Raw genomic sequence first — 13,397 nt, 5'->3', positions numbered from 1 at the left:
TAAAATATTATCTTTGATATAGGAGGAACATATCATGGGCAAGATTATCGGTATTGATTTGGGTACTACCAATTCCTGTGTTGCAGTTATGGAGGGCGGCGAAGCCGTTGTCATCCCGAACAGCGAGGGTGCAAGAACCACGCCGTCTGTCGTTGCATTCAACAAGCAGGGCGAGCGCATTGTTGGCCAGACCGCAAAGAACCAGGCTGTTACCAACGCAGAGCGCACCATCATTTCCATCAAGCGTCACATGGGTTCTGACTACCGCGTTACGATTGACGGCAAGCAGTATTCCCCGCAGGAAGTTTCCGCAATGATCCTGCAGAAGCTGAAGGCTGATGCAGAAGCATATATCGGTTCTCCGGTAACCGATGCAGTTATCACCGTACCGGCTTACTTCACCGACGCACAGCGTCAGGCAACTAAGGATGCTGGTAAGATCGCTGGCCTGAATGTACAGCGTATCATCAACGAGCCGACTGCCGCAGCACTGGCATACGGCGTAGATAAGGAAAATGAGCAGAAGATCATGGTATACGATCTGGGCGGCGGCACGTTCGATGTTTCCATTCTGGAAATCGGCGACGGCGTTGTAGAAGTACTGGCTACCGCAGGCAACAACCACCTCGGCGGCGATGACTTTGACCAGCGCATCATCGACTGGATGGCTTCTGAGTTCCAGAACGCAAACGGCATTGACCTGCGCAACGACAAGATGGCTATGCAGCGCCTGAAGGAAGCTGCTGAGAAGGCAAAGATTGAGCTGTCCGGTCTGAACACCACCACCATTTCTCAGCCGTACATCACGGCTGATGCTACCGGCCCGAAGCATCTGGAACTGACCCTGAGCCGTGCTAAGTTCAACGAACTGACCCGCGATCTGGTTCAGGCTACCATGGGCCCGGTTAACCAGGCACTGAGTGACGCTGGTCTGTCCGCAGGCGAGCTGTCCAAGATTCTGCTGGTCGGCGGTTCCACCCGTATTCCGGCTGTACAGGAAGCTGTTAAGTCCATCACCGGCAAGGATGCATTCAAGGGCATCAACCCGGATGAGTGCGTAGCTGTCGGCGCAGCTATTCAGGGCGGCGTACTTGGCGGCGAGGTCAAGGATGTCCTGCTGCTGGACGTAGCTCCGCTGTCTCTGGGCATTGAGACCCTCGGCGGTGTATGCACCAAGCTGATCGAGCGCAACACCACCATCCCGACCAAGAAGAGCCAGGTATTCTCCACCGCAGCTGACAACCAGCCGTCTGTAGAGATTCACGTTCTGCAGGGCGAGCGCGAAATGGCTGCCGACAACAAGACACTGGGCCGCTTCACGCTGGACGGCATTGCTCCGGCACGCCGCGGTGTTCCGCAGATCGAGGTTACCTTCGATATTGATGCAAACGGCATTGTAAACGTATCCGCAAAGGATCTGGGCACCGGCAAGGAGCAGAAGATTACCATCACTGCTTCCACCAACCTGTCTGATGATGAAATCAACAAGGCAGTTGAGGATGCTGAGAAGTTTGCTGAGGAAGATAAGAAGCGCAAGGAATCCGTAGAGATTCGCAACAACGCAGAGCAGCTGGCATTCCAGTGCAAGAGCACGCTGGATGAGCTGGGCGACAAGATTGACGCAGCAGATAAGTCTGCCATTGAGGCTGAAATCGAAAAGGTAAACGAGGCTCTGAAGGGCACGGATACCGACATGATTAAGGCAGCAGCAGACAGCCTGACTGCAAAGTTCCAGGAAGTTTCCGGCAAGATTTACCAGCAGGCAAATCCGCAGGGCGCACAGGGTCAGGGCTTTGACCCGAACAACTTCGCTGGCGGCGCACAGGGCGGTCAGCAGACCGGTGCAAACGGCGAGCAGTATTACGATGCTGATTTCAAGGACGTTTCTGACGACAACAAGTAAGATGCAATAAAAAATACAGGGGCAGGCAGGTTGGCAAAACGACCTGCCTTGCCCTCTGTATCTTTCTATTTTTATACCCCCATAAGGAGGGTCATGACATATGGCTGATAAAAGAGATTATTATGAGGTGCTTGGTGTCAGCAAGGGAGCCACGGATGACGAAATCAAGAAGGCATACCGCAAGCTGGCAAGAAAGTACCATCCTGATTTAAATAAGGATAATCCGGAAGCTGCGGAAAAGTTCAAGGAAATCGGCGAGGCCTATGAGGTATTGTCGGACTCCGAGAAGCGTTCCCGTTACGATCAGTTCGGCTTTGCGGGCGTAGACCCGAATTATGGAGCAGGACAGGGAGGCGCAGGCTTTGGCGGCTTCCAAGACGTTGATCTGGGCGATATTTTCGGAAGCTTCTTTGGCGGCGGCTTCGGCGGCGGTTCTTCCCGCACCAATCGCGCCAATGCACCGCGTCAGGGTGAGTCCATTCGCCGTACCGTGATGCTTAGCTTTGAAGAAGCGGCATTTGGCTGTGAAAAGAAGATTCAGATTGAGCGCACGGAAAAGTGCACCGAGTGCGGCGGCACCGGCGCAGAAAAGGGCTATACACCGGAGACCTGTTCGAATTGTCATGGTTCCGGTACTGTGCAGCAGACGCAGAGAACGCCATTCGGCGCGTTCTCGTCTACCGGACCGTGTCCGAATTGTCATGGCACCGGCAAGATTATCCGCAAGCCGTGTAAGAAGTGCCGCGGCACCGGTCAGGAGCGCCGTGCTCGCACGCTGGAAGTTAAGATTCCGGCGGGCATCGACGAAGGCCAGAGCATTGCACTGCGCGGACAGGGCGGTGCCGGCGTCAACGGCGGCCCGAACGGCGATGTTATCATTACGGTTGCCATTCGTCCGCATCCGCTGTTCCAGCGCGATGGCTATGATGTATGGTGTGAGGTGCCGATTTCCTATGCACAGGCTTGTCTGGGCGATAAGCTGATTGTTCCGACTATCGACGGCAAGGTAGAGTATACCATGCCGGCAGGCACGCAGCCGGGCACCGTGTTCCGTATGCGCGGCAAGGGCATTCAGGCAGTCAACGGCCGCGGCCGCGGCGATCAGTTCGTCAAGGTGACGCTGGAAGTGCCGAAGAATCTGACCGAGAGCCAGAAGGAACTGCTGCGTAAGCTGGAAGAAAGCGACAATCCGCAGAACCACCCCAATCGCCGCTCGTTCAAGGACAAGATGAAAAATCTGTTCGGCAAGAAGTAAAGAGTAATATCTGAATAGAACGCAAAAAACTCCCGAAAGGGAGTTTTTTTGTGCGTATTTTTATCTTGTCTCTCCCCTTGGGAGAGATGTCGAGCAGCGACAGAGAGGGCGGGCTCCCTCTTACGCACAGACCAAACTTGTCTCTCCCTTTGGGAGAGATGTCGCGCAGCGACAGAGAGGGCAAATACCAGCTGACATAGTTTTTCAAATTCGCCCTGACACGAACCTGCCTGTGCGCTGCCCTCTCAGTCATTTGCCCTGCAAATGCCAGCTCTCCCAAAGGGAGAGCCAAGAAGCCGGTGCGAACTGTACGCTTGACGAACCAAGTTATTTGCATACGGACTTGCTCGCGTGCTGCTCCTTCCGTCACGGCTTGCGCCGTGCCACCTTCCTCAAAGAGGAAGGCTTTGGTTTTACGCACAGACCAAACTTGTCTCTCCCCTTGGGAGAGATGTCGCGCAGCGACAGAGAGGGCTAATACCAGTCAGCATGTTTTTGAAGATTTATCCTGATACGAATTTGTCAACGTGTTGCCCTCTCAGTCATTTGCCCTGCAAATGCCAGCTCTCCCAAAGGGAGAGCCAAGAAGCCGGTGCGAACTGTACGCTTGACGAACCAAGTTGATTCGCATACGGACTTGCCCGCGTGCTGCTCCTTCCGTCACGGCTTGCGCCGTGCCACTTTCCTCAAAGAGGAAGGCTCTGGTTTTACGCACAGACCAATCTTGTCTCTCACCTTGGGAGAGATGTCGCGCAGCGACAGAGAGGGCTAATACCAGCTGACATAGTTTTTCAAATTCGCCCTGACACGAACCTGCCTGTGCGCTGCCCTCTCAGTCATTTGCCCTGCAAATGCCAGCTCTCCCAAAGGGAGAGCCAAGAAGCCGGTGCGAACTGTACGCCTGACGAACCAAGTTGATTCGCATATGGACTTGCTCGCGTGCTGCTCCTTCCGTCACGGCTTGCGCCGTGCTACCTTCCTCAAAGAGGAAGGATTTTTTCATATTACTTCGTTGTCAGTGCGTCAGTGATACTGGTCAGTTCGTCCTGCTGCACGCCGTAGGCGTAGGCGCCGCCGTTTACGCTGACCAGATATTCCCGAGAACCGCCCTTGGCGAACGATAGCGAACGGGTCGTGCCGTCCGTCATCGTCAGCGTGACCGTTGCTTGCGCCTGCTGTGCAGTTGGGGCGTCGACAATGCGCGTGTAATTGACGGAATCCAATGCGGCATACAGTTGCTGCAAGGCTTCCGTGCTCATGGTCTCTCCGTCCAGTGCGGCGGTTTGAGAGACATCGGAGGAATCCGTATCACTGCTGTCTGTGTTGGAGCTGTCTTCGCTCTCGGCGTCAGCATCCTCCTCGTCAGAAGCTTCCTGCGTCACGGCAACCGCGTGTGTGGTGCCGTTTTGTGTGACGGTAATTTGAGACACTTCGTTCAGCGAGAACGGCATCAAATTGGCAGAGCGCCAATCGCTCCAATCGTCACTGAGAAAGCCGCAGCCGGAAGCATCGGACACAAAGACCGTGGAACCGCCTTCTTTCATGACATAGCGGCCGCTGTTGTCGTCTGTGACGCTGCCGATGAGAACCGTGGCATCCATGCTGTTGGTTTTGATGTGTACGCGGGCGGTTGGATTGTCCAAGCCGTATGGACTCAAATCCGATGGATTGTCTGCGGCAATCGACTGTGCGGTGAGCAGCGTCTGTAAGTCGGACAACAAGCCGTTTTTCAGCTCGGAATCGTCTGCATCGCAGGATTCCGGTGCGGTAAAGACAAAATCAGAATAGGCTTTGGCGGTTGTCTCATCCATGTCGGAGGTGTCCCGCGCCTGCACGGTCAGAACCGTTCCGTCTGCAAGCGCATCGACGGTCAGACTTTGCAGCTCGGAAGATAAGCTGTAATAGCTGCCGAGCACGGTCAGGTTGCGGTAATAGGATTCCTGCTCCAACAGAGCAGATGCTGTGTCGCTGTCCACTAGATAGACATCGGTTTTGCCGTCTAGATTGCAATAGGTGCCGCTCACGACATCACTGGATACACCAAACCGCAGGGTGGTGGTTTTGCCGTCTGTATCGGTAATCGCTACGGTACTGATGGAATCGCTGCCCGCCAGACCGTATTTTGATAAATCCGAGCAGGATTCCTCAACCACGGTGCCGGAGATGGAGCTGGCGGTGGAAAAGAGGTTTTGCATCAGACTGTCGCTGTATGCGCTGGTGTCCTGCGTGCCGGACATGGTATAGGTGGTCTTTTTGTTTTTTGTTGTACTGGTCAGCGTGTAATCATCGCCGCCGCTCAGCGCGACATGAATGCTGGACAATGCATCTGCGTCCGCAGACACCAGCGTTTTGCTCTCGCTGGATGTGTCCTGTTCGTCCGGCATGTGCATGAGTCCGGCGTAAACACCGCCGAGAATGGCGACGGCGACCAGACCCAAAAGCAGCCGCTTGGTATTTTTTCGCATTACAGCTTCCTCCGGCGAACAAAGACAACAATGCCGCCCACAAACATGGCAACAGGAATGAGGAACAGAATGAGGAATACAAAGAACTCTGCGGTTGTGCTGATGACGAGCGGTTCAGAGGACAGGCTCTTGGACGGAATGGAAACCGAGGTTACCTCCGGCTGCATCTGACCCAGCACATTGTTTAGGAACGAATGGTTCATGAGGCTGGATGCGTTCATCAGATCGTCCGACATCATGATGCCGGCGGAGCAAACGAATACCTGACCGTTTTTGTCGTTGCCGGTGTACTGTGCCAGCGCTGCCAGCGCAAACGGGCCATCGGTATCGCCGTCTGCCTTGTCATAGCTGTCGTAGCTGGTGTCCGAGGACAATACCTTGGAATACGAGCTGTCGCGGCTTTCCATCAGAGTTTCCACCGTGCGGTCGGTCGTGGAATCCGGCAGCTGCGCGGTCAGAGACTTGGCGCTTGGCGCTACCAGCGTCTGATCCGAATCGGAAATATCGCTGTTGGCATCGGAATCCGTCAGCTGAGCGAGAACATCGGTTGCCTCGTCAATATTATACTTGGAGTCCAACACCATGTCGGAATTGACCGTGATGCCCCATTCTTTGAGGTAGGAGTACAAAACCGGCAGGTCGGTCGGGCTGGATGTGCTGTCAAATACCATCAAATCGCCGCCGTTTTTGACAAAGGCGTCAATCAGATTGATTTCGTCCTCGGTGTAGTCGGTCTGCGGCAGACTGAGCACGAGAACAGAGGCATCGTCCGGAATCTTTTTTTCTTCCGTCAGATTCAGCGTGTTTGCCGTGTAGCCCGCCGAGGTGAACAGCGTGGACAGACTGGTGGAAATGCTCTCGTTGTGTCCCTGCAGGACGTACATTCCCGGGGTTTCCTCACTGGTGACGGACAAAATGGCAGAGGTCAATGCCTGCTCGCCCTGAAAACCGGTCACATCATAGTATCCGGAGTACGAAGAACTCGCCTCGGTAGAGTAAAAATCACTGGTGTTGAGCACGCGGGTGTTGTCGCCGCACGAAACGATCACGCTGCCGGTGGTAATAGAGGACGCGAGATTGCTGTATTTGCTCACGGCGTTCGGATTGGTGTATGGATTGATGTAGGTGACAGTCAGGTTGTCTCTCGCGAGCTGCGTATATTTGTTCAGCAGCTTGTAAACGGTGTCGTAATAGGTATCCTTCTTGAAATCGTCCTCATCTGCCAAGACGGTAATCGTCACAGAGCCCTTCAAATCGGACAGCGCAGATTTGGTGTCATCGGAAATCTGATACAACTGATTGGATGTCAAATCGAGATTTAAATCAAATTTATCCGTCAGGCTGGTGGCAATCAGATTGACGAGAATCACAGCGACCAGTGTGACGGCGAGACTGCCTGCGGAGACTGACACGCGGCGCAGCTTTTTGCGGCGCTGTGCCTTTTGTTCCGGCGTCAAAACCAGTGTCTTTTCTGTCTGCTTTTTTTGTTTGTTGAACATGGCGCACACCTCCTCACATTCTGCGGCGCTCGATCACGCGGGCGGTTAAATACAAAAACAGACCGGTGAGAGAGATGAAATAAATCAAATTGCCGAGCGAAAATTCTCCCGACATAAATGTATCGTAACGGGTGAAAATAGACAGCCAGCTCAGCAGCTCGCCGAGCAGCGTGCTGGTTCCCAGAGAGTAGCTCAGCATATCTACGATATATAAGCCGAGAAACAGGGCAAATGATAACACCGCAGCGATGAGCTGGCTTTCGGTCAGGCTGGACAAAAATAAGCCCATGGCGGCAAAAATCGAAATGGCAAAAATGACGGCGACATAACAGCCGAGAATGGTCGGCCAAGACGGCGTGCCGAAAATCGCAATGATAATCAGCCAAGGAATCGTGCAGGCGAGTGCGCGCAGCAGCACGCCCATCGTGGCGAAAAATTTGCCAAACACGATTTCCCACACGCTGACCGGTGCGGTGAGCAGCAGTTTGTCTGTGCCCTGCTTGTATTCCTCGCTGAACAGCCGCATGGTCAAAATCGGCATGAGGAACAAAAAGACAATGAGCATGTTGGAAAAGACGCTGCCGACGTCACTGGAAGAGGACAACACACAAGTTGCAAAGAAATAGAGATTCATCACGGCGAGATACGCGCCGATGTAAACATATCCGAGCGGGGAACGGAAAAATCCCTGCATATCGCGTTTTTTTATGGCATTCACTTGTCATCCCCTCGCTTTCTGCCGAACAGCCGGCGTTTTTTCTTCTTTGGCTCGGCATCCGGCTGTGGTTGTGCCGGTGTTTCTGTCTCGTCGGAATCGGTCAGCTCCAAGAAAATCTGCTCCAAGCTGAGTTCCACCTGCTGCATGGACAGGATTGCCATGCGGTTTTGACTCAGTGCGTCAAAGACATCGCGGCGCACATCGGCATCCGGCTCCGCCGTGATGCGGTACACCGACTTTTTGCCGTCCTCATGGACGCAGATTGCTTCAGCGACACTCGGAACGGCGCGCAAAATGCGCAAAATATCGTCTGCTGTGCCTTCAATGGTCATTTCCAGCTGTTCTGCGCCCTCCATGCGGTCGCTCAGCTCAGCTGGCGTGCCGTCTGCGACAATTTTGCCGTGGTGAATGACCAAAATCCGGTCGCAGACCGCCTGCACTTCCGGTAGAATGTGGCTGGATAAAATAACCGTGTGTTTTTGGCTGAGAGAACGGATGGTCTCTCGGATTTCAATAATCTGCTTCGGGTCGAGACCGACAGTCGGCTCGTCGAGAATCAAAACCTTCGGGTCGCCGATGAGCGCCTGTGCCAGACCGGTGCGCTGGCGATAGCCCTTGGACAAATTGCGGATGAGTCTGCCGGATACTTCCGTCAAGCCGGTCATGCCGCACACCTGCGCGAGATGCTCGTCCTTGGGGAGCGTGCACTTTTTCAGCGCATAGACGAACTCCAGATATTCCGAAACCGTCATATCCGGATAGAGCGGCGGATTTTCCGGCAAATATCCAATCATCTTGCGCGCCTGATCGGCATCCGTGTCGATGTCAAAGCCGCCGAGCACTGCGGTGCCTGCGGTCGGGCGCAGGCAGCCGGTGATCATATTCATAGTTGTGGTTTTTCCGGCGCCGTTTGGGCCGAGAAAACCGACAATCTCTCCCTCCTGCACGGAAAAAGAAAGACCGGATACGGCAACCGTGTCGCCGTACCGGCGGGTAAGCCCCTGTACTTGTATCATAAGGTTCCTCCTGTTAGCAGAAATCATGTGCACAATTGGTGCACATGCTGCAAATATCCTCGTTACTTGCCTAATCGTAGCACGCGCGTGTGTTTGTTGTGTGAACAATTCGCATGGATTGCTGTACAAATACACGGGAAACACGATATAATCAATGTATGCAGAGAATGGAAAGGGGATGCCGTATGCTGGAATATATCACACAGGGAATCGGCAGAGGCGGATTCGAAGAAGGCAGGCTGCCGGTGCTGCTGCATATTGAATGCGTGCAGCTGCATGAGACTAGGCAGGCGGAGCACTTTCATGCAGACCATGCGGAGCTGATTCTGATACAAAAGGGAAGCTGTCAGGTTCGCGTTGCGGGCGGACAGGAAGCCGTGCAGGCAGGTGACTTTGTTTTGTGTTCGGCGGGAGAGCCGCATGCCTGCTGGACGCAGGACGGAGAGCAGGCAACGGTGATTTCCTGCGGATTTACCCGCCTGCTGTGCCGCGGACGAGAGGAAAATTGCTTTCTGGAGCAGAGGGAACGCCCGATTGTACACGCCGGAGAGGGCAGCCAAGCACTGGAGCAAATTTTGCTGTCGCTCATGCAGGCGGCGCAGGATGCGCACGAACAGAGTCAGGAGATTTGCAGCTATCTGTCTGCGGCGGCAATTTTACTGGCGCTGCGCCTGCAGCGCGCGGCAGAGGAACAGATTGAGCAGGCGCGGTATAGTCTCGGCATTCGCACGCAATTGTATCTGGATCGGCATTATACTGAGCCGCTGACACTGGACGGCATCGCGCAGGCGATGGGTGTGAGCAAATACCATTTGGATCGCGTATTTTTGGCGGGCGCAGGCTGTACACCGGTGCAGTACATTACGCGCCGCCGCATCGCGCGGGCGCAGGCGCTGCTCGCCTCGACAGACCAATCCATACAGCGCATTGCCCTGCAGTGCGGGTACAGCAGCTACACCTATTTTACTTCCGTGTTCCGAAAGCACGTCGGCCGATCGCCGGGAGACTATCGGAAGATAATTCGGGGCATTGCCGGAACGCACAAGACCTGATGATAAGTATAGAACATTTGGATGATATGCTGATGGGTTGCGGGAAAACGGCGGAAGGATATTGCAAACCGGCGGGAAAATCCGTATAATCAGGATAGAAGCTGATACAGCATAGAACCTGGATGATAATGGAGGCAGAACATGGAATTGTTAAGAATTGGCGTCGTCGGATGCGGCGCCATTGGACGCGAACATATTAACCGAATTACCAACAGACTTGCCGGCGGCAAGGTCGTTGCTGTATCGGATCTTTATGTGGAGGGTGCCCATCAGGTGGGTGATCCGTTGGGCGCAACGGTGTATAGCAACAGTGCGGATTTGGTCAATGATCCGGATGTCGATGCAATCATTTGCACCACGCCGGCATTTGCACACAAGGAAACGGTGATTCAGGCGCTGGAAGCAGGCAAGCCGATTTTCTGCGAAAAGCCGCTGACGACAACGGCAGAGGATTCTCTGGAGCTGGCGGAAATCGAGATGGAACTGGGAAAAAAGCTGATTCAGGTCGGCTTTATGCGTCGATTTGATGAGTCGTATACACAGGTCAAAGACTTGCTGGACTCCGGCGAATTTGGCGCGCCGCTGTATCTGCGCTGCTCGCACTGGTTTCCGGAAGTGGATGACGGATTTACCACGGAAATGGCGGTTTACGATGCGGCGATTCATGAGATTGACGTCATTCATTGGCTGCTCAATGAACGCTATGAGAGCGCACAGGTGATGTTCCCGCGCCAGACCGGCAAGAAAAATCCCGAGCTGAAGGACCCGCAGATCATGCACATTCGCTGTAAGTCCGGTGTGATTGCGACGATTGAGGTGTTCCTCAACTGTCAGTTTGGCTATGATATCAGCTGTCAGATTGTTTGTGAAAACGGTGTCATTGACCTGCCGAAGCCGCCGCGTCCGCTGCTGCGCAGATCCGGCGGTCAGACGATTCCGCTGGATGAAAACTGGAAAAACCATTGGATGCGCGCGTACGATTTGGAAATCCAGCAGTGGATTGACGCCGTGCGTGCCGGTGAGCTGACCGGCCCGAATGCATGGGACGGCGTGATTGCCAATGTCACGGCGGATGCGTTGCTGCGCGCACAGCAGAATGAAGGACAGATTGAGCCGATTGCAGTCGGTCCGCGTCCGGATTTTTACAAGTAAACCACAAATGCCGCAGAGCTGTGTGCTCTGCGGCATGTTTTATATCGGATACTTTCGAAATAAACTCGGAGACAACCCGACGTTTTTCTGAAAGCTGTGAATGAAGTTTTCCTCGCTGTTGTAGCCGGTGTGGTAGGCGATTTGCTTGACGGTCATCTGCGTTGAGGTCAGCATGTGTTTGGCCTTGTCAATGCGGCGCAGAATGATGTATTCATATGGAGAATAGCCGGTGTGCGCTTTGAACTCGCGGGAAAAATGCGACTGGCTCCAATTGACGGATTCCGCAACGGCGGCAACATTGATCGGCTCAAACAGATGCGTGTTCATGTAGCGAATGGCAAGCGCGATGCGGTCGGTCTCTGCCTTTTCCGGCGGGTTCTCCGTCAAAAGAAGCAGGCACAGCATGCGGTGCAGCAGCTGCGAATAGGCAGCTTCACTCATGCGCTCCCCGGATGCGCAGCTGCTCAGCAGAGAATCTAAAAGCTGTAAGATTTCCGGCAGCGAGGCAGTCGAAAATACATGGTGTCCGCCGTGTGAGCGGATGATGCGCTGATAAAAAGAGGACGAATTCAGTCCGTTGAACAGCAGCCAGATAAATTCAAACCCGTCCGAGGCCTGATACTGGTATGGGTGGCGGCAGTCAAACAGCACAAATTGTCCGCGCGTGGCGAGCATGTCCCAGCCGTCAATTTTCAGCTCCAGTGCGCCGTTTTGTATGAGAAGCAGCATGATATGATTGTTGTGATCGCTCTGCTGGGCAACTTTGTCCTGATGATTAAAGGAATACGTGTGGTCACAAAAGTAGTGCCCGCAGCGGGATGGATAATAAAATAAGTCCCGCGCGAGTGCAGATGGCGTGAAAAAATATCGTTCTGAAATCTGATGCACGCCGGTTTCTGGAATTAACATGACAAAACCCCTCCTTGGTATTTATGGTATCAGCACGGAGAAAAGAAATCAAGAGAAGGTTACTGAAAAATAGCAGGATTTATCAGGAAGTCCGCAAATTGTATCATTGTGAGACGGGTCTCCCATACGGTATAATAGGGGCAACAACAGGGAACCGCCCCTGACAGGCGGCACACCAGGGAATTTTAGAGGAGGAAACACAACATGAAAATTGCTTTTGACGTTGACGTTCTTGCGAAGCAGTACGACATCAACACCATGGTACATAAGGTAGCTGATTGGGGCTACAAGTACATCGAGCAGTCTCCGCATCCGCGCATCAACCCGTTCTACAAGCACCCGCTGTTCTCCAAGGAATGTGAGGCAGAGTATCGCCAGGCTCTCAAGGAGACCGGCGTAGAGATCTCTTCCTTCATCGTAGTATACCGCTGGAGCGGCCCGACCGAGGAGCAGCGTCAGCACGCTGTTGCAAACTGGAAGAAGATCATCGAGATCGCAGTAAACATGGGCGTACCGGTTATCAACACCGAATTCTCCGGCGATCCGAACCAGCAGGAAATCTGCAATGGCATGTGGTTCCGTTCTATGGAAGAGCTGCTGCCGATCATCGAGCGCGAAGGCCTGCGTGTTGAGGTTCAGTCTCATCCGTATGACTTCTGCGAGCTCAACGACGAGGCTTGCGATCTGGTTAAGTCCTTCCGTTCCAAGAACCTGGGCTATGTATACTCTGCATCCCATGGCTTCTTCTACGATCAGGGCAAGGGCGACGTTCGCCACATGCTGAAGTACGCTGGCGACGAGCTGACCCACGTTCTGTTTGCAGACACCTACAACCAGACCAAGGACTGCCGTTACATCCTGAATCCGCCTTGGCTGAACCAGCGCGGCAGAGCTGACGTTACCATCCATCAGCACACCGCTATGGGTGAGGGCGAGGTTGACTTCCCGGGCATCTTCGAGACCCTGCGTGAGATGGACTTCGCAAACAAGCAGCTGAAGGCTGACGCTCCGAAGGTTGGCGGCGACAACATCGCTTGTGTATCCTACTTCGGCTTCCCGGAGAAGATGGAGAAGCAGGCACCGGAAGCACGCGAGATCATCGAGCGCGAGCTGCTGGGCAAGTAAGCATCATTCTATCCTACTCTATACGGATATGGTATCCCCGCGGGCATGTGCCCGCGGGGATCTTTTTTGCTCATGAAAAGTTGATATATGCCCTTGCCGACAGAAAAAGAATATGGTATACTTTGTAACGCAAGACGTATAGACCACATGGTTTGTGCGGAAGGAGTTCAGAACCTCAGGCAGAAACACATCGGAATTCAGGAGCCGATATATGCCTGTATTCTTGCAAGTCAAAATTTCCCTTTTGTTGTTGTATGATGAAAGAACTGCTGCATTTTCAGGAGAATGTAGCAGTTCTTTCGC

Annotated in this window: 11 protein-coding genes; 5 read left to right on the top strand and 6 right to left on the bottom strand. The window is 53.8% G+C overall.

The genetic code is table 11. The features are described from left to right. Positions 1-34 precede the first annotated feature (34 nt). Together dnaK and dnaJ are read left to right on the top strand one after the other, a co-directional pair. Positions 35-1,903: a molecular chaperone DnaK gene (gene dnaK / locus KQI75_RS07945; RefSeq protein WP_216470201.1), complete on the top strand. Its 1,869-nt coding sequence runs from the start codon at positions 35-37 to the stop codon at positions 1,901-1,903. 100 nt (positions 1,904-2,003) lie between these two features. Next, a complete protein-coding gene (dnaJ, locus tag KQI75_RS07940; RefSeq protein ID WP_216470200.1) occupies positions 2,004-3,158 on the top strand; it encodes a molecular chaperone DnaJ in 1,155 nt (384 codons plus the stop codon). Here the strand turns inward: dnaJ and KQI75_RS07935 are convergent. The 5 genes from KQI75_RS07935 to KQI75_RS07915 form a co-directional block, all read right to left on the bottom strand. Further along, on the bottom strand, positions 3,121-3,579 hold the full coding sequence (locus tag KQI75_RS07935; protein WP_216470199.1) for a hypothetical protein: 459 nt from the start codon (positions 3,577-3,579) through the stop codon (positions 3,121-3,123). The genes dnaJ and KQI75_RS07935 overlap by 38 nt on opposite strands. 583 nt (positions 3,580-4,162) lie before the next feature. Then, positions 4,163-5,623: a DUF4340 domain-containing protein gene (locus KQI75_RS07930; protein ID WP_216470198.1), complete on the bottom strand. Its 1,461-nt coding sequence runs from the start codon at positions 5,621-5,623 to the stop codon at positions 4,163-4,165. Then, positions 5,623-7,122 carry a GldG family protein gene (locus KQI75_RS07925; protein ID WP_216470197.1) on the bottom strand — a complete coding sequence of 500 codons (1,500 nt, stop codon included), beginning with the start codon at positions 7,120-7,122 and terminating at the stop codon, positions 5,623-5,625. Before KQI75_RS07925 ends, KQI75_RS07930 begins: the two co-directional genes overlap by 1 nt. 13 nt (positions 7,123-7,135) lie before the next feature. Beyond that, positions 7,136-7,840 (bottom strand): ABC transporter permease, encoded by a 705-nt coding sequence (locus tag KQI75_RS07920; RefSeq protein ID WP_216470196.1) that lies wholly within the window; start codon positions 7,838-7,840, stop codon positions 7,136-7,138. After that, positions 7,837-8,856 (bottom strand): ABC transporter ATP-binding protein, encoded by a 1,020-nt coding sequence (locus KQI75_RS07915; RefSeq protein ID WP_216470195.1) that lies wholly within the window; start codon positions 8,854-8,856, stop codon positions 7,837-7,839. Before KQI75_RS07915 ends, KQI75_RS07920 begins: the two co-directional genes overlap by 4 nt. A gap of 185 nt (positions 8,857-9,041) precedes the next feature. Between KQI75_RS07915 and KQI75_RS07910 the strand changes: the two genes are divergently transcribed. Together KQI75_RS07910 and KQI75_RS07905 are read left to right on the top strand one after the other, a co-directional pair. Beyond that, positions 9,042-9,908, top strand: coding sequence for an AraC family transcriptional regulator (locus KQI75_RS07910; RefSeq protein WP_216470194.1), 867 nt, complete (start codon positions 9,042-9,044; stop codon positions 9,906-9,908). 141 nt (positions 9,909-10,049) lie between these two features. Beyond that, a complete protein-coding gene (locus KQI75_RS07905) occupies positions 10,050-11,060 on the top strand; it encodes a Gfo/Idh/MocA family protein (protein WP_246566500.1) in 1,011 nt (336 codons plus the stop codon). 39 nt (positions 11,061-11,099) lie between these two features. Here KQI75_RS07905 and KQI75_RS07900 read toward each other — a convergent pair whose 3' ends face one another. Then, the gene (locus KQI75_RS07900) at positions 11,100-11,969 is read right to left on the bottom strand and encodes a helix-turn-helix domain-containing protein (RefSeq protein ID WP_216470193.1); all 870 of its coding nucleotides are present in this window, start codon (positions 11,967-11,969) and stop codon (positions 11,100-11,102) included. 204 nt (positions 11,970-12,173) lie between these two features. Between KQI75_RS07900 and KQI75_RS07895 the strand changes: the two genes are divergently transcribed. After that, positions 12,174-13,094, top strand: a complete 921-nt coding sequence (locus tag KQI75_RS07895) for a sugar phosphate isomerase/epimerase family protein (protein ID WP_216470192.1) — start codon at positions 12,174-12,176, stop codon at positions 13,092-13,094. Positions 13,095-13,397 lie beyond the last annotated feature (303 nt).

This window comes from Butyricicoccus intestinisimiae (genome assembly GCF_018918345.1).
GTDB classification, from domain to species: Bacteria; Bacillota; Clostridia; order Oscillospirales; family Butyricicoccaceae; genus Butyricicoccus_A; species Butyricicoccus_A intestinisimiae.
The sequence above is the reverse complement of the archived record's forward strand: the minus strand, read 5'-3'. Positions and strand labels throughout refer to the sequence as shown.

Coding starts and splice junctions, on each gene's coding strand:
- dnaK (WP_216470201.1), top strand. CDS start 35: ATGGGCAAGATTATCGGTATTGATTTGGGTACTACCAATTCCTGTGTT.
- dnaJ (WP_216470200.1), top strand. CDS start 2,004: ATGGCTGATAAAAGAGATTATTATGAGGTGCTTGGTGTCAGCAAGGGA.
- KQI75_RS07930 (WP_216470198.1), bottom strand. CDS start 5,623: ATGCGAAAAAATACCAAGCGGCTGCTTTTGGGTCTGGTCGCCGTCGCC.
- KQI75_RS07925 (WP_216470197.1), bottom strand. CDS start 7,122: ATGTTCAACAAACAAAAAAAGCAGACAGAAAAGACACTGGTTTTGACG.
- KQI75_RS07915 (WP_216470195.1), bottom strand. CDS start 8,856: ATGATACAAGTACAGGGGCTTACCCGCCGGTACGGCGACACGGTTGCC.
- KQI75_RS07910 (WP_216470194.1), top strand. CDS start 9,042: ATGCTGGAATATATCACACAGGGAATCGGCAGAGGCGGATTCGAAGAA.
- KQI75_RS07905 (WP_246566500.1), top strand. CDS start 10,050: ATGGAATTGTTAAGAATTGGCGTCGTCGGATGCGGCGCCATTGGACGC.
- KQI75_RS07900 (WP_216470193.1), bottom strand. CDS start 11,969: ATGTTAATTCCAGAAACCGGCGTGCATCAGATTTCAGAACGATATTTT.
- KQI75_RS07895 (WP_216470192.1), top strand. CDS start 12,174: ATGAAAATTGCTTTTGACGTTGACGTTCTTGCGAAGCAGTACGACATC.